Source organism: Listeria monocytogenes (genome assembly GCF_900187225.1).
Taxonomy (GTDB): domain Bacteria; phylum Bacillota; class Bacilli; order Lactobacillales; family Listeriaceae; genus Listeria; species Listeria monocytogenes.
This window is the reverse complement of the sequence record NZ_LT906436.1, coordinates 1,259,513-1,281,451: the sequence shown is the minus strand read 5'-3', so window position 1 is coordinate 1,281,451 and position 21,939 is coordinate 1,259,513. Positions and strand designations below refer to the sequence as shown.

The 21,939-nt window shown below is 37.2% G+C and carries 18 protein-coding genes; 2 read left to right on the top strand and 16 right to left on the bottom strand.

Features of this window, described 5'->3' with window-relative positions:
• Positions 1 to 24 precede the first annotated feature (24 nt).
• The 3 genes from miaA to CKV70_RS06555 form a co-directional block, all read right to left on the bottom strand.
• The gene (miaA, locus tag CKV70_RS06565) at positions 25 to 942 is read right to left on the bottom strand and encodes a tRNA (adenosine(37)-N6)-dimethylallyltransferase MiaA (RefSeq protein ID WP_014600794.1); all 918 of its coding nucleotides are present in this window, start codon (positions 940 to 942) and stop codon (positions 25 to 27) included.
• Between the two features lie 125 nt (positions 943 to 1,067).
• Entirely contained in the window at positions 1,068 to 2,744 is a 1,677-nt protein-coding gene (locus CKV70_RS06560) for a glycerol-3-phosphate dehydrogenase/oxidase (protein WP_031695695.1), read from the bottom strand.
• Between the two features lie 232 nt (positions 2,745 to 2,976).
• Positions 2,977 to 3,675 (bottom strand): glycerophosphodiester phosphodiesterase, encoded by a 699-nt coding sequence (locus CKV70_RS06555; protein ID WP_003723737.1) that lies wholly within the window; start codon positions 3,673 to 3,675, stop codon positions 2,977 to 2,979.
• A 212-nt stretch (positions 3,676 to 3,887) separates the two neighbouring features.
• Here CKV70_RS06555 and oatA point away from each other — a divergent pair, with 212 nt between their 5' ends.
• A complete protein-coding gene (oatA, locus tag CKV70_RS06550; RefSeq protein ID WP_012951576.1) occupies positions 3,888 to 5,756 on the top strand; it encodes a peptidoglycan O-acetyltransferase OatA in 1,869 nt (622 codons plus the stop codon).
• Between the two features lie 33 nt (positions 5,757 to 5,789).
• Here oatA and inlK read toward each other — a convergent pair whose 3' ends face one another.
• From inlK to CKV70_RS06520, 6 genes are all read right to left on the bottom strand, one after another.
• Positions 5,790 to 7,586: a class 1 internalin InlK gene (gene inlK / locus CKV70_RS06545; RefSeq protein WP_012951575.1), complete on the bottom strand. Its 1,797-nt coding sequence runs from the start codon at positions 7,584 to 7,586 to the stop codon at positions 5,790 to 5,792.
• 331 nt (positions 7,587 to 7,917) lie between these two features.
• On the bottom strand, positions 7,918 to 9,651 hold the full coding sequence (locus CKV70_RS06540) for a LapB repeat-containing protein (protein WP_014600793.1): 1,734 nt from the start codon (positions 9,649 to 9,651) through the stop codon (positions 7,918 to 7,920).
• 326 nt (positions 9,652 to 9,977) lie between these two features.
• Positions 9,978 to 10,445 (bottom strand): S-ribosylhomocysteine lyase, encoded by a 468-nt coding sequence (locus CKV70_RS06535; RefSeq protein ID WP_009913867.1) that lies wholly within the window; start codon positions 10,443 to 10,445, stop codon positions 9,978 to 9,980.
• Between the two features lie 82 nt (positions 10,446 to 10,527).
• Complete coding sequence (parC, locus tag CKV70_RS06530) at positions 10,528 to 12,987, bottom strand: DNA topoisomerase IV subunit A (protein ID WP_010989723.1); 2,460 nt, start codon at positions 12,985 to 12,987, stop codon at positions 10,528 to 10,530.
• Entirely contained in the window at positions 12,984 to 14,951 is a 1,968-nt protein-coding gene (gene parE, locus CKV70_RS06525) for a DNA topoisomerase IV subunit B (RefSeq protein WP_003723731.1), read from the bottom strand. The genes parC and parE overlap by 4 nt, the downstream gene beginning before the upstream one ends.
• 180 nt (positions 14,952 to 15,131) lie before the next feature.
• Entirely contained in the window at positions 15,132 to 15,539 is a 408-nt protein-coding gene (locus tag CKV70_RS06520) for a CoA-binding protein (protein WP_003732802.1), read from the bottom strand.
• Between the two features lie 157 nt (positions 15,540 to 15,696).
• On the opposite strand from CKV70_RS06520, the gene plsY reads away from it, so the two are divergent.
• The gene (gene plsY / locus CKV70_RS06515; RefSeq protein ID WP_014600792.1) at positions 15,697 to 16,293 is read left to right on the top strand and encodes a glycerol-3-phosphate 1-O-acyltransferase PlsY; all 597 of its coding nucleotides are present in this window, start codon (positions 15,697 to 15,699) and stop codon (positions 16,291 to 16,293) included.
• A gap of 41 nt (positions 16,294 to 16,334) precedes the next feature.
• Here plsY and CKV70_RS06510 read toward each other — a convergent pair whose 3' ends face one another.
• From CKV70_RS06510 to xerC, 7 genes are all read right to left on the bottom strand, one after another.
• Positions 16,335 to 17,207 (bottom strand): aldose 1-epimerase family protein, encoded by an 873-nt coding sequence (locus CKV70_RS06510; protein WP_009932949.1) that lies wholly within the window; start codon positions 17,205 to 17,207, stop codon positions 16,335 to 16,337.
• A 2-nt stretch (positions 17,208 to 17,209) separates the two neighbouring features.
• Positions 17,210 to 17,521 carry a hypothetical protein gene (locus CKV70_RS06505; RefSeq protein ID WP_003724130.1) on the bottom strand — a complete coding sequence of 104 codons (312 nt, stop codon included), beginning with the start codon at positions 17,519 to 17,521 and terminating at the stop codon, positions 17,210 to 17,212.
• A 21-nt stretch (positions 17,522 to 17,542) separates the two neighbouring features.
• Positions 17,543 to 17,962, bottom strand: a complete 420-nt coding sequence (locus CKV70_RS06500; protein ID WP_003724129.1) for an acyl-CoA thioesterase — start codon at positions 17,960 to 17,962, stop codon at positions 17,543 to 17,545.
• A 102-nt stretch (positions 17,963 to 18,064) separates the two neighbouring features.
• Entirely contained in the window at positions 18,065 to 18,844 is a 780-nt protein-coding gene (codY, locus tag CKV70_RS06490; RefSeq protein WP_003726695.1) for a GTP-sensing pleiotropic transcriptional regulator CodY, read from the bottom strand.
• 20 nt (positions 18,845 to 18,864) lie between these two features.
• Positions 18,865 to 20,274, bottom strand: coding sequence for an ATP-dependent protease ATPase subunit HslU (gene hslU / locus CKV70_RS06485; RefSeq protein WP_010989722.1), 1,410 nt, complete (start codon positions 20,272 to 20,274; stop codon positions 18,865 to 18,867).
• 13 nt (positions 20,275 to 20,287) lie between these two features.
• Positions 20,288 to 20,827 carry an ATP-dependent protease subunit HslV gene (gene hslV, locus CKV70_RS06480; protein WP_003724001.1) on the bottom strand — a complete coding sequence of 180 codons (540 nt, stop codon included), beginning with the start codon at positions 20,825 to 20,827 and terminating at the stop codon, positions 20,288 to 20,290.
• Between the two features lie 20 nt (positions 20,828 to 20,847).
• Positions 20,848 to 21,750: a tyrosine recombinase XerC gene (xerC, locus tag CKV70_RS06475; protein WP_009911635.1), complete on the bottom strand. Its 903-nt coding sequence runs from the start codon at positions 21,748 to 21,750 to the stop codon at positions 20,848 to 20,850.
• Between the last annotated feature and the right edge of the window lie 189 nt (positions 21,751 to 21,939).

Genomic DNA, 21,939 nt, shown 5'->3' with positions numbered 1-21,939 from the left:
TTCTTCTTACCAAACAGAAAAGCGTTATTTAACTGATAAAAAGGTCTCGGTTTTATTCAACGCTTCGGCTTCGGTAGTACTAACACCCGCTTGAATCCAATCAATCTCCATCCTATTCCTAAACCATGTTAACTGTCTTTTCGCGAAATGCCGCGAATTTTTTTGAATTAATTCTTTTGCTTCTTCTAGCGAGCTTTTTCCTTCAAAATAAGGAAATAATTCTTTGTAGCCAATGCCACAAACAGCTGGAACATCGACTAAATGTTGGTCATACAATTTTTTCGCTTCTGTCACTAAACCTTCTTCAAACATTAAATTCACTCGTTGATTTATTCTTTCGTAAAGTAACGCTCTGTCCAAATCAAGTCCTAGAAAAAGTGGTTTATATGTATCATTAAGTACATTATGCACTTGATACTCCGAGAAAGGCTTTCCTGTTAGATGCATCACTTCTAATGCTCTAATCACTCGGCGCTTATTGTTTTCATGTATCTGGGCTGCACTTTCTGGATCTTGTTGTTCGAGCATTTGCCACAATAAAGTTTTGTTTAGTTGCTCTAACTCCGCTCGATAAGCCTTATCTTCGCTTACGTTACCAAAATCATAATCATAGAAAACAGATTGAATATAAAGTCCTGTTCCGCCAACAATAATTGGTAGTTTACCAGCTTGATGTATTGTTTCTATCCATTTTCTTGTTTCTGTTTGGAATTTCGCTGCAGTGAATGGTTCGGAAGGATCGGTCACATCAATAAGATAATGTTTGATTCCATCCATTTCTTCTGGTGTGATTTTTGCTGTACCGATATCTAATCCACGATAAACTTGCATAGAGTCACCACTGATGATTTCTCCGTCCAATTTTTTCGCTAGTTCAATGCTTAAACTTGTCTTTCCGACAGCGGTTGGGCCCACGATGACGATGACAGGAATCTTGCTCAAAAAAAAACCTCCTTTTCACCTGTAATCAATGTACCATGAAAAAGGTTTCTTGAAAATAGCGAAAATGCTTTTTTCCAGAAAAAAAGCGCAAATCCTGAAAGATTTGCGCTCTTTTTGAATTTTAATTATCTATCGTGCCAATCAGCTGGTTCTCTAGCATCATTAATTTGAATATTTAATTCCTCAATATAGGTTTGTTTTACATCGTCGCTCCAGTGGAATTGTTTAGCCATTTCATCCACAACAGCGCCTTTCCATTCAAGTAAGTACGGCATATCGAAAAGCAAGTAGCCAGTGCGACGTAATAAGAAATCGATTGGTGTTGTCACTGCTTCATGTTGAATTGAGTAGCGTAGTTCAGCGTACAAACTGTTTGGTAAAGTGGTTTCGTTTTGTTCTTTATGTTCCTGTGCATAAGTAAATAATTGATCGATATTACTACCAAAACGTTTAGCCATCTCACGGCCTTCTTCTAAAGTCCAGCCGAAACGATTATTACCTTCTTTCGCTTTTTTAGATAGGAAAGCTTCTAATTGTTCTGAACCACCAATGTCACCACCAGAAATTGGTAAATGTTTTGTTTGAACTGTTTTATACTTTTTACCAGTTTCTTTCGCTAATGTTTTAGAAACGTCATCTAATAATTTTTCGGCCATTTTTCTGTAACCAGTGAGTTTACCGCCTGCCATCGTAATTAAGCCGCTTTCAGAAAACCAAACTTCATCTTTACGTGAAATTTCAGATGGATCTTTACCTTCTTCATAGATAAGTGGACGAACCCCAGCCCAACTTGATTCAATATCTTTTTCGGTAATATGCACATCAGGGAACATATAGTTAATCGCCTTAATCACATAATTATGATCAGATTCAAGAGCTTTTGGATTGATTACTGCTTCGTCGTATACAGTATCCGTCGTTCCAACATATACTTTTTTATCGCGTGGAATAGCAAAAACCATCCGGCCATCAGGTGTATCAAAGTATACAGCTTGTTCCATCGGGAATTTTTGTTTATCTATAACCAAATGAATTCCTTTTGTTAAGCGTAAATGTTTGTTGTTTGTTGCGTAATCTAATTTTCTTACTTTATCTACCCATGGACCAGCAGCATTAATAACTCGATGTCCTTTAATATCGTATGCTTTGCCCGACAAACGATCTGTTACGGTTACGCCAACTACTTGTTTATTGTCATCATATAAGAAATGCTCTGCTTTTGTATAGTTAATGGCATTCGCTCCAAGTTCTACCGCTTTTTTCATTACTTCTATTGTTAAACGCGCATCATCAGTGCGGTATTCTACGTAGTAACCAGATCCTTTTAAGCCGTCTTTTTTCACGAAAGGATTTTTTGCTAGTGTTTCTTTTGCGCTTAGAATTTTACGTCGTTCATTTTTCTTTACACCTGCTAAATAGTCATATAAACGAATACCAAACGAAGCGGTAGTTTTGCCCATATTGCCACCTTTATGGAACGGGAGCATCATCCATTCAGGAGTCGTTACGTGTGGTCCATTTTCGTAGACTATCGCACGTTCTTTTCCTAAATCTGCTACTTCTTTAATTTCAAATTGTTGTAAATATCTTAATCCACCGTGGACTAATTTCGTTGAACGGCTCGATGTTCCGCTCGCGAAATCACCCATTTCAACAAGCGCGACACTCATGCCTCGTGAAGTAGCATCTAAAGCGATTCCCGCTCCTGTAATTCCTCCACCGACGATGACTAAATCAAATTTTTCCTCTTGAAGATTTCTTTCGATTGTTTCTCTGTCAAACGCTGAAAATAATTGTACCATTTTGTTTGCCCCCTTCAAATTGTTTACCATCTGAATTATGCCTTCTTAGTTACTTTTCCACTTTTCAATCTAACTGAAACGCTTTAAGTTTAAAAACAAAAAAAGAGACTGCAAAGTAAGACGATTGCGCTCGCCTTTTGCAGTCTCTCCGAATCTCAGACAATAATATTTATTAACTTATTATGATTATATCTTTTAACGATTTATAATGAAAGCGTTTTGCTCATGGAGATTATTTATTATTTCTTAGTGCCGCTGCCCTTTCAGGAAAATCAGTCATCATTCCTTTAACATTGGCATCTATAAAATGCGTGATAGTTTCCTCCTTGTTCACCGTCCAATAGCGTGCTGCGATTTGTTTTAAAATTGGGTTTTTCATTGCTTTTACTGGTGGATGCACTGCATCAAGCTGAATTTTTTCATGTAATGGCAATACTTCATCTAAGTTTTCGTGTGTAATTAAAGCTAGTTTGGCGGTAGGATTTAAATCTCTCAGCCGAATGAGTGTATCTGGGTTAAACGAAGAGTACATTCGTTTGACTTCAGGAAATTTATCCGCTAATGCTAAAACTTTTTGTTCGATTCCTTCATATTCAAAGACATCCGTTTTCAACTCAATATTTAGTATCATATCAGTGCCACTCACCAACTTAAAAATTTCTTCCAAAGTTGGCACACGGATTTTACGGAAAAGCCGTTTACCAATCACTAATTTTTTCACTTCTGAAAGTGTGTAATCTTTTAAAAAACCAGTCCCATTTGTAGTCCTATCGACGCGTTCATCGTGCATGACGATTAGTTCACCACTTTTAAGAACATGAATGTCAAGTTCGATACCGTCTGCGCCAGATAAAATCGCTGCTTTCATTGCTGGTAGTGTATTTTCCGGATGCGTTCCACTACTGCCTCGATGGGCAAAAATTTCCGTCAAAATGCTTCCCCCCAAACTTTTTACTTATATTTACTATAACAAAAATAAGCAAATATACTCAAATTTTTAAAATCTATCAATTAATTCAGCATTTTAAATTACTTCTTGATTTATGTGTGGTATTATAGTATGGAGCTAAAAACAGATCTCTTTACTATCTCTGTCTAGGTTTACACACACATATTTACTTATCACAAATAGGAGATGTTATTTTGAAAAGGACTACTCGCTACAGTAGAAAATATGTTCCGAGTATTGATGGACTTCGAGCACTCGCAGTTATTGCTGTAATCGCCTACCACTTGAATTTTAGCTGGGCTAAAGGTGGATTCATTGGCGTAGACATATTTTTCGTCTTATCTGGTTATTTAATTACAAATATTTTATTAACGCAATGGGAAAAAAACCAATCACTTCAATTAAAACAATTTTGGATTAGACGTTTTCGACGACTCATTCCTGCAGTTTATGTAATGATTGTGGTTGTTGTCATCTATTCCGTCTTCTTCCATCCAGAAATCTTAAAAAACTTACGTGGCGATGCGATTGCTTCTTTCTTTTATGTAAGTAACTGGTGGTTTATTTTCCACAATGTTTCTTATTTTGATTCTTTTGGACTTCCATCACCACTTAAAAACTTATGGTCACTAGCCATTGAAGAACAATTTTATTTAATCTGGCCCGCTTTTTTACTGGTGTTTCTCAAATGGGTCAAAAATCCGAAACTATTATTAAAAATCGTCATTGGCCTTGGTCTTCTTTCCGCAGTTTGGATGACGATTTTGTACGTTCCTGGAACAGATCCAAGTCGTGTTTATTACGGCACGGATACGAGAGCATTTGATTTGCTAGCAGGTTGTGCACTTGCATTTGTTTGGCCTTTCAATCGCCTTAGTCCTGTGGTTCCAAGGAAAAGTAAGGCAGTTCTCAATATTGCGGGAACAATCAGTATTTTATGTTTTATTCTATTCACAGCTTTTGTAAGTGAATATCAACCTTTCTTATACCGTGGTGGCTTGTTATTCGTTGCAATTCTAGGCGTTATTATGATTGCAACTATCTCGCACCCCGCTTCTTATCTAAGCAAGATTTTCAGTTTTAAACCACTTAGATGGATTGGAACAAGATCTTATGGTATTTATTTATGGCACTATCCAATTATAACATTGACTACACCAGTACTAGAAATTACTCAGCCTAATATATGGCGAGCTATCCTACAAGTTGCGGCTACTTTTATTATTGCTGAATTATCTTTCCGCTTTATTGAGACTCCAATTCGAAAAAATGGTTTTATTAACTATTTTAAAGGCTTCAAAGATAAAAACTATTTCATTTGGAAAAATAAACCTGTTGGTAAATGGTTAAGCATTGCTGGTGTTGTTGCTGTTTTAGCAATCTTTACGCTGGGCATGTCAAACGTTCTTTCCGTCAACACCAATGCAGAAAAACAACAAACGTCTGTTAAAACAACCACCTCTACCCCAGACGAGAAGAAAGATGATAAAAAAGAAGATAAAGCTACTAAGGATAAAGAAGCAGACTCAAATAAAGCTAGCGAACAAAAAGAAACACAAAAACCAGACAATAAAAATAAATCAGCTGCTACTCCAAAAACAATAATTACGCAAACGGTGGCAATTGGTGATTCGGTCATGCTTGATATTGAACCATACTTGAAAGAGGCAGTTCCTAATATCACAATTGATGGTCTAGTTGGACGTCAATTACGAGATGCCATTACAACTGCTACCGGCTATAAAAAATTCAATAGTGAAAATAGCTCTGTCATTCTCGAACTTGGTACAAATGGTCCCTTCACAGAAGACCAGTTAAACGATTTATTAGATCAATTTGATAAAGCAACGATTTACTTAGTTAACACACGGGTTCCTCGTGGTTGGCAATCGGATGTAAATAAAAGTATTGCCAATGCTGCTTCACGACCTAATGTAACTGTTGTTGATTGGTATTCAAGATCCAGTGGTCAATCTCAGTACTTTGCTCCAGATGGTGTTCATTTAACTAAAGCTGGCGCTCAAGCTTATGTCGCCATGTTAACTAGCGTCATGAACAAATAACTATCCGCCCTTAAGTGGGCGGATAGTTATTTTTTATTTTTTCCTAGAAACAAACCAACTTAAGCCAATTAATAGAAATCCTACTGTTGCACCTGCTACAGGTAAGGAATCCCCTGTTTTAGGTAAAGCCTCTTTACTTGGTTCTGCTTTAGCTTTTTTCTCATTTACAGTTAACGATGGAATTTTGTAACTTGGCACTTCTGGTTTATTTACGTTTGGGTTGATAACCGGATTAGGTGTTGGACTTGGATCTGGTGTTGGTGTTGGGTCCGGTGTTGGTGTAGGCGTCGGGTCTGGTATTGGTGTTTCTTTTTCAACAATAACCATCACTTGCACTGGCAAAGCTTTTTGTAAATCATTTTCTGCGTTTAGTGTAACGACATATTTTCCAGGTTTGGAAAGATCTACAACAGTCGCAAAATCACTTGTAATCGCTGTTCCATCATTTGTTGTTGCTTTAATATCTGCTAGAAATGCTGCTTCTGTTTTAGATGTGTCTACTTTATAAGTGATTTTTTCATCTGCAGTAATCGTTGTCTTCGCTTTAATTGTTACGTTTACTTGAACAGGTGTTGCTTTTAATCCGGCATTATTCTCGGATTGTAGAGTAACTGTGTACGTCCCAGGAGTATTGAAATCTACTTTATCAGCGAAATCACTTGTAACGGTCGATCCGTCATCAGTTTTTGCATGAATATCTGCTAAAAACGTTGCTTCTGTAACTGGTTGATTTTCTATATATGTTTTTTCACTATCAGCTGTGATATTCAAAGAATGGTCAACAGTGAAGTAATGATCATAGATTGGCATCGAGATAGTATAAGAGCCACCATTTTGGAATTGTTCCGGAGTGTTATAAGATTGATAACTCAAATCAATTCTCGCGTTGTATTCCATTTTTTCAAGATTATCAAAATCAGTTTTACTCACATCACTTACTGTTAAACCGTCGCTTGTAATTGTTAGGCGATTACCATTTACTTGTTGCTCATTCATTGTAAAGTAAGTGTCGCTGCTAGCAGTTGATTTCACAAAATCTGGTACATAGCCATCATAATTAACAGTCCGTTCCGTCATCAAGCTGAATGGGACGTATAATGTTTGATTTTCTGCGTTATAAGTTAATTTGCTACTTTTAATATCGGAGTTAATCAGTTTTTTACCGCCTATGGTTTGGCCATATGCAAGCAGTGTATTCAATTTAGGAAAATCTTCAATCCCTCGATAATCATGCACACCATCAAATTGAATATTTAAGCTCTTAAGTTCTGGCATTGTTTTAAGTGGCATGATATCTGTTATTGCACCATTGTAACTAAGGTCGATGCTAGTAACTTTAGGCAGTGTGTTTATTTTGGTTAAAATAGAATCATCATGAGCACTGTGTGAAAGATCCAGTAGAGTTAAATTAGTCAACCCACTTAAATTCGGAATTTTATCGGATGTAACATCGGCTCCCATAATGCGTAAGCGTTCAAGATTACTAAGCCCGCTTATTTGATTATAGTTTGTTGCATGAATATTATTTATAGTTAAATCTTTTATATTGTGAGCATATTCAATGCCTGTTAAATCAGTAACATTTATATTTTCTAGAGTAATATATGTTAATGAATCCATTTGCGCTTCTGTAATATTTGCTGTACTCGCTTGTCCTAGTAGTCCATTTAAGTAGGCTTTAAATGTTGAATCTGGAATATTTACGTTATCCTGACTTGCTTTTAATCCAGGTTGCTCTGCAGCAAATACTGGTAATGTTGTTTGCGAAACTGGGACTGCAAGTACGGCAAAACATACCCCAATTTTTACGATATTTGATTTAACTGACATAAGTCATTATCCTCTCCACTCTGTTATATTAGTCTAGAAAATTTTAATAGGCATCCTCAAAAGGAACTTTATGATGTAATTATAGTCTCCTCAGCATATAAGACCAATAGACAAAATGTGTACAAAAATGGCTGAAAAAGCGAAATTCAGTATCTTTTTTGGACTTTTCTGTTCGCATCCCCTGATTTTATGCGGATTTTATTTAGCATTTAAACTAGTAATAAAAAGGGCTATTTTTGTCGAAAATTTGTCGAAATGAAATCAGATACTTTCAAACAAACAAAAAAACTATCCGTTCCAATATATTGGAACGGATAGTTTTTTTGTTTGTTTATTTTTTACGCGCAATCATAACGCCTAATCCAAGAACTAGGAATCCTACTACTATGCCATTTACTGGTAGTGAATCACCTGTTTTCGGTAATAATTTCATTGTGGTTACTGGTGTGTTGGTTGAAATCTCAACTACAGGGTCGACCGGGTAGATCGAATTAGCCGGATTGGCTGGGTCTGTTGGCTCTGATTCAGGTATTGAATCCGGGCCTGGCGTTGGTTCTGGATTCGGTATTGTTTCACTTATTTTTACTGTCACAGTAAGTGGCGCAGCTTTTTGGAGAGCTGATTCCGCATTGAGTGTCACTGTGTATTTACCTGGTTTTGTAAAGTCTACAACTGTCGCAAAATCACTGGTAATTGGTGTTTCGTTATTGGTCATAGCTTTAATTTCTGTTAAGAATTCTTCTTCTGTTTTTGCTTCGTTTAGACTATAAGTTACTTCTGGATCAGCTGTGATAACTGTTTTCGCTTCAACTGTTACTGTCACTTGGAATGGTTCACTTTTCACACCAAGAGTATTTTGTGCATTTAGTGTCACGGTATAGGTGCCTGGCGTTGCAAAATTTACTTTTTCTGCCACGTCACTCGTAATTGTCGCGCCGTTCGCATCGGCTTTAATATCTGCTAAGAATTTTTCTGGTGTAACTGTTTCACCAGCTACATAAGTTATGTTCCCTTCAGCAGTGATACCTACGGAGTGATCAACCGTGAATTTTTGTATGCCCGCTGCACTTACAGTATATGTTTTTCCTACTAAATTGTCTGGTGTCCCTGCTTTTGAAAAATCAAATAAGGTATATAAAGTGAATTTTTCAAACTGGTCAAACTCACTTGGCGTCACATCACTTACTGTAATCCCCTCAATCGATCCAGTCATTCTACTACCATCAATAACTCCGTTGTTCATTTCTATCATATACATATCAGGTTGATAAGAAGGTGTAATCTTTGCACCATTAAAGTTGGTAATAGAACTTGGTGTCATTATGTCAAAAGGAATAAACATAGTTTGCTCTGTCGCATTGTAATTAAGGGTTTTACTTTTAATTGCTGTTTCTTCCAGTGGAGTATAACGTTGGGTTCCTCCATTGAAAGTAGTTATTTTTGGAAAAGCATCCAAACCGCTTAAATCAGCTATCTGACAGTTGGAAACATTTAAGGTAGTAAGATTAGCCAAACTCCGTAGCTCACTAATATTAGTGATTCCTGGATTTGAAGATAAATTAAGGTTAGCTAAATTGGATAGATTTTTAATCTTTGGATAAACCGAGTTGTCTAGCTTATTATTAGATAGTGACATAGTAGTTAAATTGGTTAAACCATTTAAATCAGGTAGTAAATTTGAAGTTAAATTAGAAGTTTCAATCCATAGGATATTCAGATTAGTTAATTTCGCTACCGATTCATAATTAGTTATAGTTGCATTATTTATCGTTAATGTCTTGAGGTTAGTTGCAGCTTCAAGACCTGTTAAATCCGTAATGGAACCATATAAACCTATACTATCAAAACCTAACATTTGAGCTTTTGTAATATCCGCCGTGGCTGCTTGACCAATTATTTGGTTTAGTTGTGCTTTTAGTGCAGAATCAGGCATGTTCACAATATCTTGGCTTGCATCGTCCGCTACCTCTTCTGCGGCAAAACTTGGTAAAGAAATTTGGGATAGTGGCATTAGTACGATGACACTACAAATTCCTATTTTCATAATTTTAGATTTTATTGACATCTTGTGTTGTTCCTCTCTTAGTTAGAATGCTTGTCATTGGAAACCTTTAAGACAGCTAATAGTTTGTCTTAATGATTTAAATTATATACCCAATTTTGGTATATACCAATGGATAAATTGTGAACTTTTTTTATGCAAATTAATCAAACAATCAATTAATAATGATTATAAATAAGAAAAGACCTGTAGAATCGCTGATTTTGCAGTATTTCATACACTAGTAAAAGCCAATAATTATGTCGGAAATATGTCATTTATCGAGAATGCACTTTCATATTTAGTATACAAAAAACATCTAGCCTAATTAAAGGCTAGATGCTTTACATTTATTCGCCAAATACATTTTTCCATTCGCTTCTTTTAGCTAGAAATTCAGCTGCCAAAGCTTGGGCGCCTTCTAAACTATGGCTCGCTGCCCAGCCGCATTGAACTTCATTGCATGCTGGAACTTCAGTTGCCTGGATAACATCGTTTAATGTTGTCGCAATGATTTCTAGCACATCATCGTAGTCACTATGATTTATCAATGATACGTAGAAACCTGTTTGACATCCCATTGGGCTAATGTCTACTAATTTATCAGTATGATTTCTTGCAAGTTCTGCCATCAAATGTTCTAAAGAGTGTAGCGCTGGCATTTCCATATGTTCTTTATTAGGTTGTTTAAAGCGAACATCATATTTGTATATTTCATCTCCATGGACGCCCACTTTCGTTCCCGCCAGTCTCACAAAAGGTGCTTTTACTTTCGTATGGTCTAAATTAAAACTTTCTACATTCATTTTTTCTGCCATGCGTATCCCTCCTCTTATTCTTTGTTATTATATCAAAAAAAAGAATTCTTGCATATTTCTATACAAGAACTCTTTTTCTTCCTTATTCTTCTTTTGCGTCTGAGGTATCTTTTATTTCGGGTATTGCTAGCCAAATAGAAGTTGGTTCGCCTTCCATTGTTTCATCTAGTACAAAGGATCCGTTAGAATAGCGGTCCGTTATTCGAAGATTAGCAACATCTATTTCAACAATTTGGTCTGTGTTTGTTTCGATAAATAGGTGGTCGTTATTATCAGCAAGTGTTATACCAATGAAGCGATGTGGATTGCTTTTCAGTTCGCGTAACATCAATAAGCCACGTTTCGCTCTTGAAATTGGTTCAAATTCGCTGGCTTTCATTTGTTTGAGTGAGCCACGCTGTGTGGCAAGAAGAATATGTTTTTGTTCGTTCGGCATAAGGACTATACCGCCAATAACTATATCATCTTGTTTTAAGTTAATCGCTTTTACACCAGCTGTTCTTGCACCTGATTCTGGAATTTCAGTAATAGAATAACGAAGACCGTAACCATTTTTGGTTGCTAAGAAAATATCTTCTGTGCCATCAATCAAATGAACACTTAACAGTTCATCGTCACCTTTTAACTTAATTGCCATCATAGACTTAGAGTAGCGTTGTGGTTTGTAATTCGTAATAGCTGATTGCTTAGTCATGCCGTTTTTAGTAACGAATAAAAAGCGTTTTTCTTCCGTAAAGGCTTGAATTGCAATAGCAGAACGGATTTCTTCACCTGCCGATAAATCACTGGCCAAGTGACTCACGTGATCCCCGAGGTTTTTCCAGCGAATATCAGGCAACTCATGCACTGGTCGATAAATAAAATTCCCTTTGCTCGTGAATAACAGGAGTGAATCGAGTGAATTCATTTTTTGGATAAAGATGGCATGGTCTGCTTCTTTCATGGCTAGTTCTGCACCATTTGATGCTGCATATGAACGTTGGCTTGTACGTTTCACATAGCCTTCTTTCGTCACAGAAACAATCACATCTTCATTCGCAACAAGTACTTCTGTATCGATTTTGATTTCTGCTATTTCTGCTTGCACTTCTGTACGGCGAGCTGTTTTATATTTTTTCTTAATTTCAGCTAGTTCTTCTTTTAAAACAGCAATAAGTTCTGCTTCATCGCCTAGGATTTTTTCAAGAACACTAATTTGTTCTGCTAGTGATTTTGCTTCACTTTGAAGTTCATGTATATCTGTATTTGTTAAACGATAAAGTTGTAGAGATACAATTGCTTCTGCTTGTTTTTCGCTGAAATCATATTTTGTTTGGAGGTTTAATTTCGCATCGCGTTTATCTTTTGAACCACGAATTAATTTAATGACTTCATCTAAAATAGACAAAGCTTTAATTAAACCTTCTAAAATATGTTGGCGAGCTCGCGCTTTACGAATATCGTATTCAGAGCGCTTCGTAATAATTTCTTTTTGGTGTTCAATATAAGCGTCAAGCATTGGGATAATGCCCATTAGCTCCGGACGTTTTTTATTAATAGCAACCATGTTAAAATTATAGCTTACTTGTAAATCCGTATTTTTAAACAGGTAGTTCAGAACACCTTCAGCATTGGCGTCTTTTTTAAGTTCAACAGCAATACGAAGTCCTGTACGGTCAGTTTCATCACGTACTTCTGAAATCCCTTCAATTTTCTTCTCAATACGAAGTTCATCCATGCGTTTAACTAAATTAGCTTTATTTACTTCATATGGAATTTCATGAATCGTAATTTGTTTTCTACCGCCACGAATATCTTCAATTTCTGTTTTAGAACGAACGACAACGCGTCCTTTTCCAGTTTGATAAGCTTTTCGAATACCATCAATCCCTTGAATAATCCCACCTGTAGGGAAATCCGGGCCTTTGACAATTTTCATAATATCATCCGTTGTGCAAAGTGGATTATCTAATCGTTTAATAACAGCTTCGATGATTTCTGTTAAATTATGCGGTGGAATATCTGTTGCATAACCAGCGGAAATACCCGTAGAACCATTCACTAAAAGGTTAGGAAAACGTGCTGGTAAAACTGTCGGCTCACTAGACGTATCATCAAAGTTAGGAATGAAATCGACTGTTTCTTTTTCAATATCGCGTAAAAGTTCTGCTGATATTGGAGAAAGTCGCGCTTCTGTATAACGCATTGCTGCTGGCGGATCCCCGTCGACACTACCGTTATTACCATGCATTTCAATCAGCATGTTACGTACTTTCCAATCTTGACTCATCCGTACCATTGCTTCGTAAACCGAAGAGTCACCATGTGGATGGTAGTTACCGATAACGTTTCCGACTGTTTTGGCAGATTTACGGAAACCTTTCTCAGCAGTATTCCCTTCGACATTCATTGCGAATAAAATACGACGTTGTACTGGTTTCAGTCCGTCACGAACATCTGGAAGCGCACGTTCTTGAATAATATATTTACTATATCTACCAAAACGGTCGCCCATAACTTCTTCTAGCGCTAAGTCTTGGATATGTTGTTCTGGATTACTCAAATGTCTTTCGCCTCCTCAACCATCATGTTTTCATTTTCTAAAATATTTTGGCTATCTTCCATAGAAAACTCGACATGCTTTTCAATCCATTGACGTCTTGGTTCTACTTTGTCACCCATCAGTGTTGCCACGCGGCGTTCAGCACGTGCAGAATCATCTACTCGTACACGAATTAACGTACGTGTATCAGGATTCATCGTTGTTTCCCAAAGTTGGTCAGCATTCATCTCACCAAGACCTTTGTATCGTTGAATCATGTAGCCTTTACCAATTTTTTGGATGGCAGAGTCTAATTCTTCATCTGTCCAAGCATATTCGATTACTTCTTTTTTACCAGAACCGCGACTTACTTTGTAAAGTGGTGGTAAGGCAATAAAAACTTTACCAGCTTCAACAAGTGGACGCATGTAACGATAGAAAAATGTCAGAAGTAATACTTGAATGTGCGCGCCATCGGTATCGGCATCGGTCATGATAACTACTTTGTCATAGTTACAATCCTCGACATCAAATTCGGTACCAACGCCTGCACCTACAGTATGAATAATCGTGCTAATTTCTTCGTTTTTTAAGATATCTTGTAGTTTTGCTTTTTCGGTATTAATTACTTTTCCTCGAAGTGGCAATATAGCTTGGAAACGACGGTCACGGCCTTGTTTGGCTGATCCTCCCGCCGAGTCTCCTTCGACTAGGTAAAGTTCATTTTTATTAGGGTTTCGTGATTGCGCTGGCGTTAACTTTCCAGAAAGCAGTGTTTCGGAACGTTTCTTTTTTTTGCCGTTACGTGTTTCTTCACGCGCTTTTCTCGCAGCTTCTCTTGCTTCGCGGGCTTTAACAGCCTTTTTAACGAGAAGGGAGCTTGTTTCTGGGTTTTCGGCAAGGAAGTAAGCTAAATGTTCTGCTACAACCGCATCAACCGCTTGACGAGCTTCCTGCGTCCCAAGTTTTTCTTTCGTTTGTCCTTCGAATTGAAGAATTTTTTCTGGAACACGAATCGAAAGTACCGCGGATAACCCTTCACGAATATCGCTACCTTCGAGGTTTTTATCTTTTTCTTTTAAAAGATTCACCCGACGAGCATAATCATTGAAAATCCGTGTCATCGCCGCTTTCATACCTGATTCATGGGAACCTGCCCCGCGAGTTCGAACGTTATTAACGAAACTCAAGATATTTTCAGAGTAACCATCATTGAATTGGAACGCCATTTCTACTTCAATGGTCGCATTTTCTCCTTCAAAACTGGCTACTGGATGAAGCACATCTTTGCCTTCATTAATATATTCAACAAAGTTTTTCACACCTTCTTCAAAGTGGAAAGCCTCTGCCATACCTACACGTTCATCAATTAATTCGATTAACATCCCTTTTAAAAGGAACGCTGATTCTCTTAGACGTTCCGATAATGTTTCATAGTTAAATGAAGTGGTTGGAAAAATCGCTGGATCTGGTTTAAAGCGAATTGTTGTCCCAGTGGCTTTTGATTTTCCGATTTTTTTCAGTGTTCCATCAGGCTTTCCGCCGTCTTTAAATTTTTGTTGGTAGGTTGCGCCGTCACGGTTAATTGTAACTACTAACCATTCAGAAAGTGCATTTACAACAGAGGAACCAACGCCGTGGAGTCCACCACTTGTTTTATAGCCGCCTTCTTGACCGAACTTACCGCCAGCATGAAGTACGGTTAAAATAACTTCTACTGTGGACTTTCCTGTTTTGTGCATTCCAACAGGCATCCCACGCCCTTCATCACTAACACTAACGCTACCGTCTTCATGAAGTGTCACAACAATTTTCTTACCAAAACCTGCAAGGGTCTCATCGACCGAGTTGTCCACTATTTCATATACTAAATGGTGCAGCCCGCGTACATCTGTTGACCCGATATACATCGCTGGGCGTTTCCGGACCGCTTCCAGTCCTTCAAGCACCTGAATAGAATCATCATTATACTCATTCCGATTCATATTTCAAAACTCCCTTCATTCCGTCAATCTACAACTTTCACGTTGTTATTCGCTTAAAACCACCTTATCAGAATAGCATTAACTAGCTGATTAATAAAGAGATAGTTTAGTGACAAATTCCTTTTCATAAAAAAACAGGCTCTGCTATAAGAACCTGCTTCCTTCAAAAATGGTGTTTAATTAATCCATTTCTTGATAAGCAACCTTAATGCAATAATCCATGACAGTAGGATATCCTTTTTCTGTCAAAAAATCAAATGCTTCCTGATTAGCTATGCCAAGCTGTGCCCAAAATACATCTGCATCTATTTGGTCAAAAGCCTCTGCTATTTCAGGTAAAAACTCTGAGCGACGAAAGACATTCACAATATCTACATGTTCCTCGATATCCGTTAAATGCTTGACGGTTTTTTCGCCAAGAATTTCGTCTGCATTAGGGTTCACTGGTATAATTTTGTACCCAGCTTGCTGCATTATTTGACTCACTCGGTAACTTGTGCGGTCTGGTTTATCACTCAAACCAACGACTGCGATAACTTTTGCCTTCTTTAAGATATGTTGGATTTCTTCTTTTGTTGGATTTTGCATTAGTCTAATCGCCCCCTACTATACTTTCTAATCATAAGCTATTTTTGCGGTTTTTTCAACTTTTCATCGTGATTTATCTCAACAATTTAGCCAATTCTCTTCATTTTGTGCTATAATTCTTTATGGAAAACATCATTTCTTCTTGAGGGGTTTAAAAATGACAATTAACTTAATTCTGCTTTCTTTATTAGCCTATGTGATTGGTTCGATACCATCTGGTTTATGGATTGGCAAAATTTTCTACAAAAAAGATATTCGCGAGTTCGGTAGCGGTAACTTAGGGGCGACAAATTCCTTCCGAGTGCTTGGTATCAAGGCTGGTAGCATTGTTACAGTAATGGATATTTTAAAAGGAACTGTTGCAACGTTGCTTCCATTCTCCTTTCAATTGAATGTAGATCATCATTTCTGGTTGCTAACTGGAGCATTTGCTATTATCGGGCATAGTTTCCCACTTTTCGCAGGATTCAGAGGTGGGAAAGCAGTAGCTACTTCTGCCGGAGTCATTCTCGCCTATGCGCCATTACTCTTTGTAGCCGCACTTGTAGTCTTCTTAGTTACACTAAAACTTAGTAAATATGTATCTCTCAGTTCAATGATTGGAGCACTTGCTGCATTAATTATTTCTCTTTTCATGGGGGACTGGATTTTAATTGTTCTCGTTGCTTGTATCGCGCTCTTTGTAATTTGGCGTCACCGAGCAAATATCACTCGGATACGTAACGGAGAAGAGCCAAAAATAAAATGGATGTAATAAAACCCAGAAGATGCGTTTCGCTCTTCTGGGTTTTTGTTTTAACCTACTGTAATTTCATATTCAGAAGCAAAGACTGCTTCTGGCTCTAAATGCTCTATCCCCGCTTTATCTCGCAGTTCAACAGACTCTCCTGCCCCATCCGCAATTCCGTACCAAGGTTCAATACATAAGAATGGTGTTCCTGCTTTTGCCGTCCACACTCCAACAAATGGGAATTCTGGAAAAGATACTTTTACAAAATGAGGTGTTTTATCTGATTTAATAGTCATTTCTTTTTGTTTTAACGCTTCAAAAATAAGCGCATCATTTTTAAATAAATCGTAGTTTAATGGTAAATATCGGGCTGCTTCATCAACAACCTTCTTAATTTCGCCACTGCGATAAGGTCCTTCTAAACAAAGTGTTTCTAAATTCTCCTCTGTTCCAAAATCCAAATAATAATCTTCAAATGTCGTCCCATCTGTTAATGGTAAATTAAAAGCTGGGTGCGCACCAATAGAGAAATAAATTCGCTTGTTATCCGTATTTTCAACTTCGTAGGAAACAGCTACCGTATTCTTTTCTATTGTATAAATAATAGATAGTTTAAATTTGTAGGGATAAACTGCCAATGAATCTTCGTCTGCATCCAACTCAAAACGTACGGACTTTTCTGTTTGCTCGACTACTTGAAAATCTCGGTCACGAGCAAATCCGTGTTGTCCTAAGTGGTACGGCTTTCCATCGACTAAGTAAGTATCTTCTACAAGCCTTCCAACTGTTGGAAATAGAACAGGTGAATGACGCCCCCAAAACTTGCTATCAGCATTCCATAAATATTCAAGTCCGGTATCTTTATGAAAGATTCGCGTTAATTCTGCTCCTGCTGTTTTCATTTCTACAAGCAATACTTCATTTTCCAGTTTGATCATTGTTATTTCTCCTCCAAATGAAACCGCTCGATTTGTTCAAAGGCTTTTTCTTTTTTCAGTACAACAAGTTGCATCTCACCAAACAAATCATAATGCGGAAAGTTTTTTCGACGGTTATCAATCCAATCTGGGGCTAAACCATATTGTTTCCCCCATTGTTGCAATTTTTTTAAATCTACGCATGCAACTTTGGTTACAGTTTTTGATTCTGGAAAGCGATCATCTAGCCAATAATGGGTGATAATTGCAATCTCTCCACGGGCTGCTTTTTCTTTCCATAATTCCATTTCATCGCGTTTTACACCAAAAGCCATTTTTATCACTACCAGTCTTATTTATTCTAAAGCTTTTAGATAGGCTTCATGCCAATTCGGAAATGTTCTTCTTAATGATACAGGGCGGAAATCTTCTTTAGTTACACATACATGCTGTGTTTCACCTGTAATTGCTACTTCCTTCGTATCTTCATAGCAAATTTCATAACCATAAGTAACACGAAGTCCATCATACCCTTTTATCCATGTTTTTACAACTGCCCTCTGTCCGTAACGCAGTGGTTTTCCGTAATGAATATGCACGTCTAATACCGGAGAAAGGTACCCTGCTTCTTCCATATCAAAATAACGAAAACCTAATTTTTCAATTAATCTTGTTCGTCCGATTTCCATCCATACAAGGTAATTGTTATGATAAACAACGCCCATTTGGTCGGTTTCTGCATAGCGCACTTCAATGGTTGTTTCAGCAATTTCCATTCCAAATTCCTCCAGTCACACAAGTTCTTCTTTCTTATTTTACCAAAGCAATCAAAAAAAAGCTCTCCCCGAATATTTCCAGAGAAAGCTTTTCTAGTTTTTTTAGTTATTTTTCAATTTTTCTAGTTCAACAAGGAATTTATCATTTAGTACACGGATAAATGTACCTTTCATTCCTAGAGAGCGAGAATCAATAACGCCTGCACTTTCTAATTTGCGAAGTGCATTTACGATTACAGAACGTGTAATGCCGACACGATCCGCGATTTTAGAGGCAACAAGAAGGCCTTCTTTACCATTCAACTCATCGAAAATATGCTCAATAGCTTCTAATTCACTGTAAGAAAGCGAGCTAATTGCCATTTGTACTACCGCACGGCTACGAGCTTCTTCTTCAATTTCTTCTGCTTTTTCATGCAAGATTTCCATTCCAACAACTGTTCCACCATATTCCGCTAAAAGCAAATCATCATCAGTGAAATTACTTTCTAAGCGAGATAGGATAAGTGTTCCAAGACGCTCACCACCACCAACGATAGGTACGATAGTTGTTAAACCTTTTGTAAATAACTCACTGTTTTCGATTGGGAAAGCAGTATATTGGCTTGATACTTCTAAGTTAGAAGAAGTTTCGCCTACATTGAAAAGGCTTTGCGTATATTCTTCAGGAAATTGGCGTTCTGTTAGCATTTGTTTCATACGATCATTTTCGATTGGAAGTGCTTCGGAATAGCCAAGTAATTTACCTTTACGGCTTACGATATATGTGTTTGCTTCAATGACGTCTGTAAGTGTATCTGCCATTTCTTTGAAGTTTACTGTTTTTCCTGCAGCGTTTTGTAACATAGCATTAATTTTTCTTGTTTTTTCTAATAAAGTCATTATTAGATCCTCCTAGTATTTTATAAAATAAATTGTGTTAAATCTTTATTCTGCATAATTGGTGCAAGTTTTTCATTAACATAGTTTTCTGTTACTTTAATAGATTCCATATTGATTTCTGGTGCTTCAAATAGTAAATCTTCTAGTAATTTTTCTAAAATGGTATGAAGTCTTCTTGCTCCGATATTATCTGAATCTTGATTAACTTGGAATGCAATCTCGGCAATTCTTTCTACAGCTTCTTTGGTGAAAATCAAGTCAATTCCTTCTGTTTTCAGTAAAGCTTTGTATTGTTTAATTAGTGCATTGTCTGGTTCTGTTAAGATTTTGTAGAAATCTTCTTGTGTTAATTTATCCAGCTCAATTCTAATTGGGAAACGGCCTTGAAGCTCTGGAATCAAATCGCTTGGTTTAGACATATGGAAAGCCCCTGCTGCGATGAATAAAATGTACTCCGTGTTGACTGTACCATATTTGGTAGAAATTTGCGACCCCTCCACGATTGGAAGAATGTCTCTTTGGACACCTTCACGCGAAACTTGTGCATTTCCGCCGCCTTCTTTACTAGCGATTTTATCAATTTCGTCAATAAAAATCATACCCATTTGTTCCGCACGATGAATACCTTCTGCTGCAAGTTCATCCGCATCAATTAATTTTGATGCTTCATCTTCAAAAAGAATTTTCTTCGCCTCACGTACGGTTACTTTGCGTTTTTTCTTTTTCGCTGGGAACATGCCAGAAAGCGCATCTTGCATACCATTCATTTGGTCCATTCCAGCGCCGCGCATCATATCAAGCATTGGATTTTGCTGTTCTTTTACTTCTACTGTTACTATTTCATCATCAAGCTCGCCATTTTGGAGGCGCCATTCGATTTGGCTACGTTTATTCTTTAATTCTTGATCTACTTCTTCTTCAGGAGATTCATCTGGTTGATTCATGCCGCCAAAAAGTGCTTCTAACGGATTTTGCGAGGTTGTTTGTTTTTTCTTTTGACTTGGCGCTAAAAGTTTAATCAGACGTTTCTCTGCATTTTTTTCTGCTTTTACACGAACTAATTGCATTTTTTCTTCTTTTACTAAACGAACGGATACTTCCACCAAATCACGAACCATAGATTCCACGTCGCGACCTACGTAACCAACTTCTGTAAATTTTGTAGCTTCTACTTTGGAAAAAGGAGCGCGAACAATTTTTGCAATTCGGCGTGCTATTTCCGTTTTACCTACTCCAGTTGGTCCAATCATTAGAATATTTTTCGGAATAATTTCATCGCGGATTGATTCATCCATCAATTGTCTCCGATAACGATTTCTTAGTGCTACTGCAACAGATTTCTTTGCTCCGTTTTGTCCAATAATATATTGATCCAGTTTTTCAACAATTTGCTTTGGTGTTAACTGGTTCCTCAACGTTAAGTTTGTCAAATTAACCACTCCTTCAAAGCTCTTCTACGGTAATATGATCATTTGTAAATACACAAATTTCAGAAGCGATTTCTAGCGCATGACGAGCAATATCTTTTGCTTCCATCTGACCGCCATTATGTCTTTTAAGTGCTCGCCCAGCTGCCAGCGCATAATTCCCACCAGAACCGATTGCTAAAATGCCGTCGTCTGGTTCTATTACTTCCCCTGTTCCTGAAACTAAAAGTAATGTATCTTTATCCATCACGATTAACATAGCTTCTAACTTACGTAAAACACTATCACTACGCCATTGTTGAGCAAGTTCGACTGACGCTCTTTCTAAGTTACCATTATATTCATTCAATTTCGCTTCAAATTTTTCAAATAATGTAAAAGCGTCTGCGACTGAACCTGCAAACCCTGCAATTACTTTATCATGAAAAAGACGGCGAACCTTTTTGGCAGTGTGTTTCATTACAACCGATTCTCCAAGCGTTACTTGACCGTCACCAGCCATCGCCGCTTTTCCGTCATGTTGAACAGCAAATATCGTTGTAGCGTGTAATTCCATTTCTTTAACCTCCTCCAAATTTAAGCCCTCGGATGATGTTTCATATAAGTAGACTTTAAATGCTCTTTTGTTACATGCGTATATATCTGGGTAGATGATAAGCTAGCATGCCCAAGCAACTCTTGTACCGTCCGCATATCCGCACCGTTATTAAGTAAATCTGTTGCAAACGTGTGGCGTAACATATGTGGATGAATTTTTCGAGTTAATGAAGCTTTACTAATTATTTTCGTCAAACAATACCTAATGCCCCTGGTCGTCAAAGGATCACCGTAATGATTCACAAGTAAAGCATCATGCGACTTTTTATAGCGAGACATAAGATTGACACGTTCTGGCAAATAATCTGTAATCGCATCTTCTGCATAAGCCCCGAACGGCACATAGCGTTCTTTATTCCCTTTTCCGCGAATGAGGATGGCTTGATAAGATGTATCTAAGTCAGGCAACAGTATTCCAGCACATTCACTCACCCGAATTCCCGTACCATATAATACCTCCAAAAGCACTCTATCACGTAATGTAAGCGTTTCATTATCTTCGTAGACCACTTGAAACAAAGCTTCCATTTCTTCTGAATAGAAAAATTTGGGAAGCCTTAACTGATTTTTCGCATGTGATACGTAAGTAAACGGATTTTCGTTAATAACATTCTCTCTTAAAAGAAAAGTGTAAAAACTCCGTAAACTTGAAATTTTTCTAGCTACGGTTGTACGAGAAAAAGATTTTTGCTTTAATTCAGTCAAATAAATACGCACATCTAGAAAAGTAACTTGCTGATAAGTTGTAATGGCTTGTTCATTTAAAAAGCGGCGGAAATCAAGTAAATCATTTTCGTAAGCTGTACTAGTGTTCACTGAATAATTACGTTCTGAGTGAAGATAGTCAAAGAACTGTTGCTCTAACTTCCCCTCTTGTATCATACGTATACACCTCTCAAACACTATCATGTTAACATAACAATATCCGCGTTGCAATAATTTTATACATTTTTCGCAACTTTTTGAATTAATCTGGATTTACAATCAATTTAAATAAAACACTTAACTTTTGTGAAAAAGTCAACATTTATTAATAAAATCTGTCTAGACCATTTATCGGAAAGAAAAACT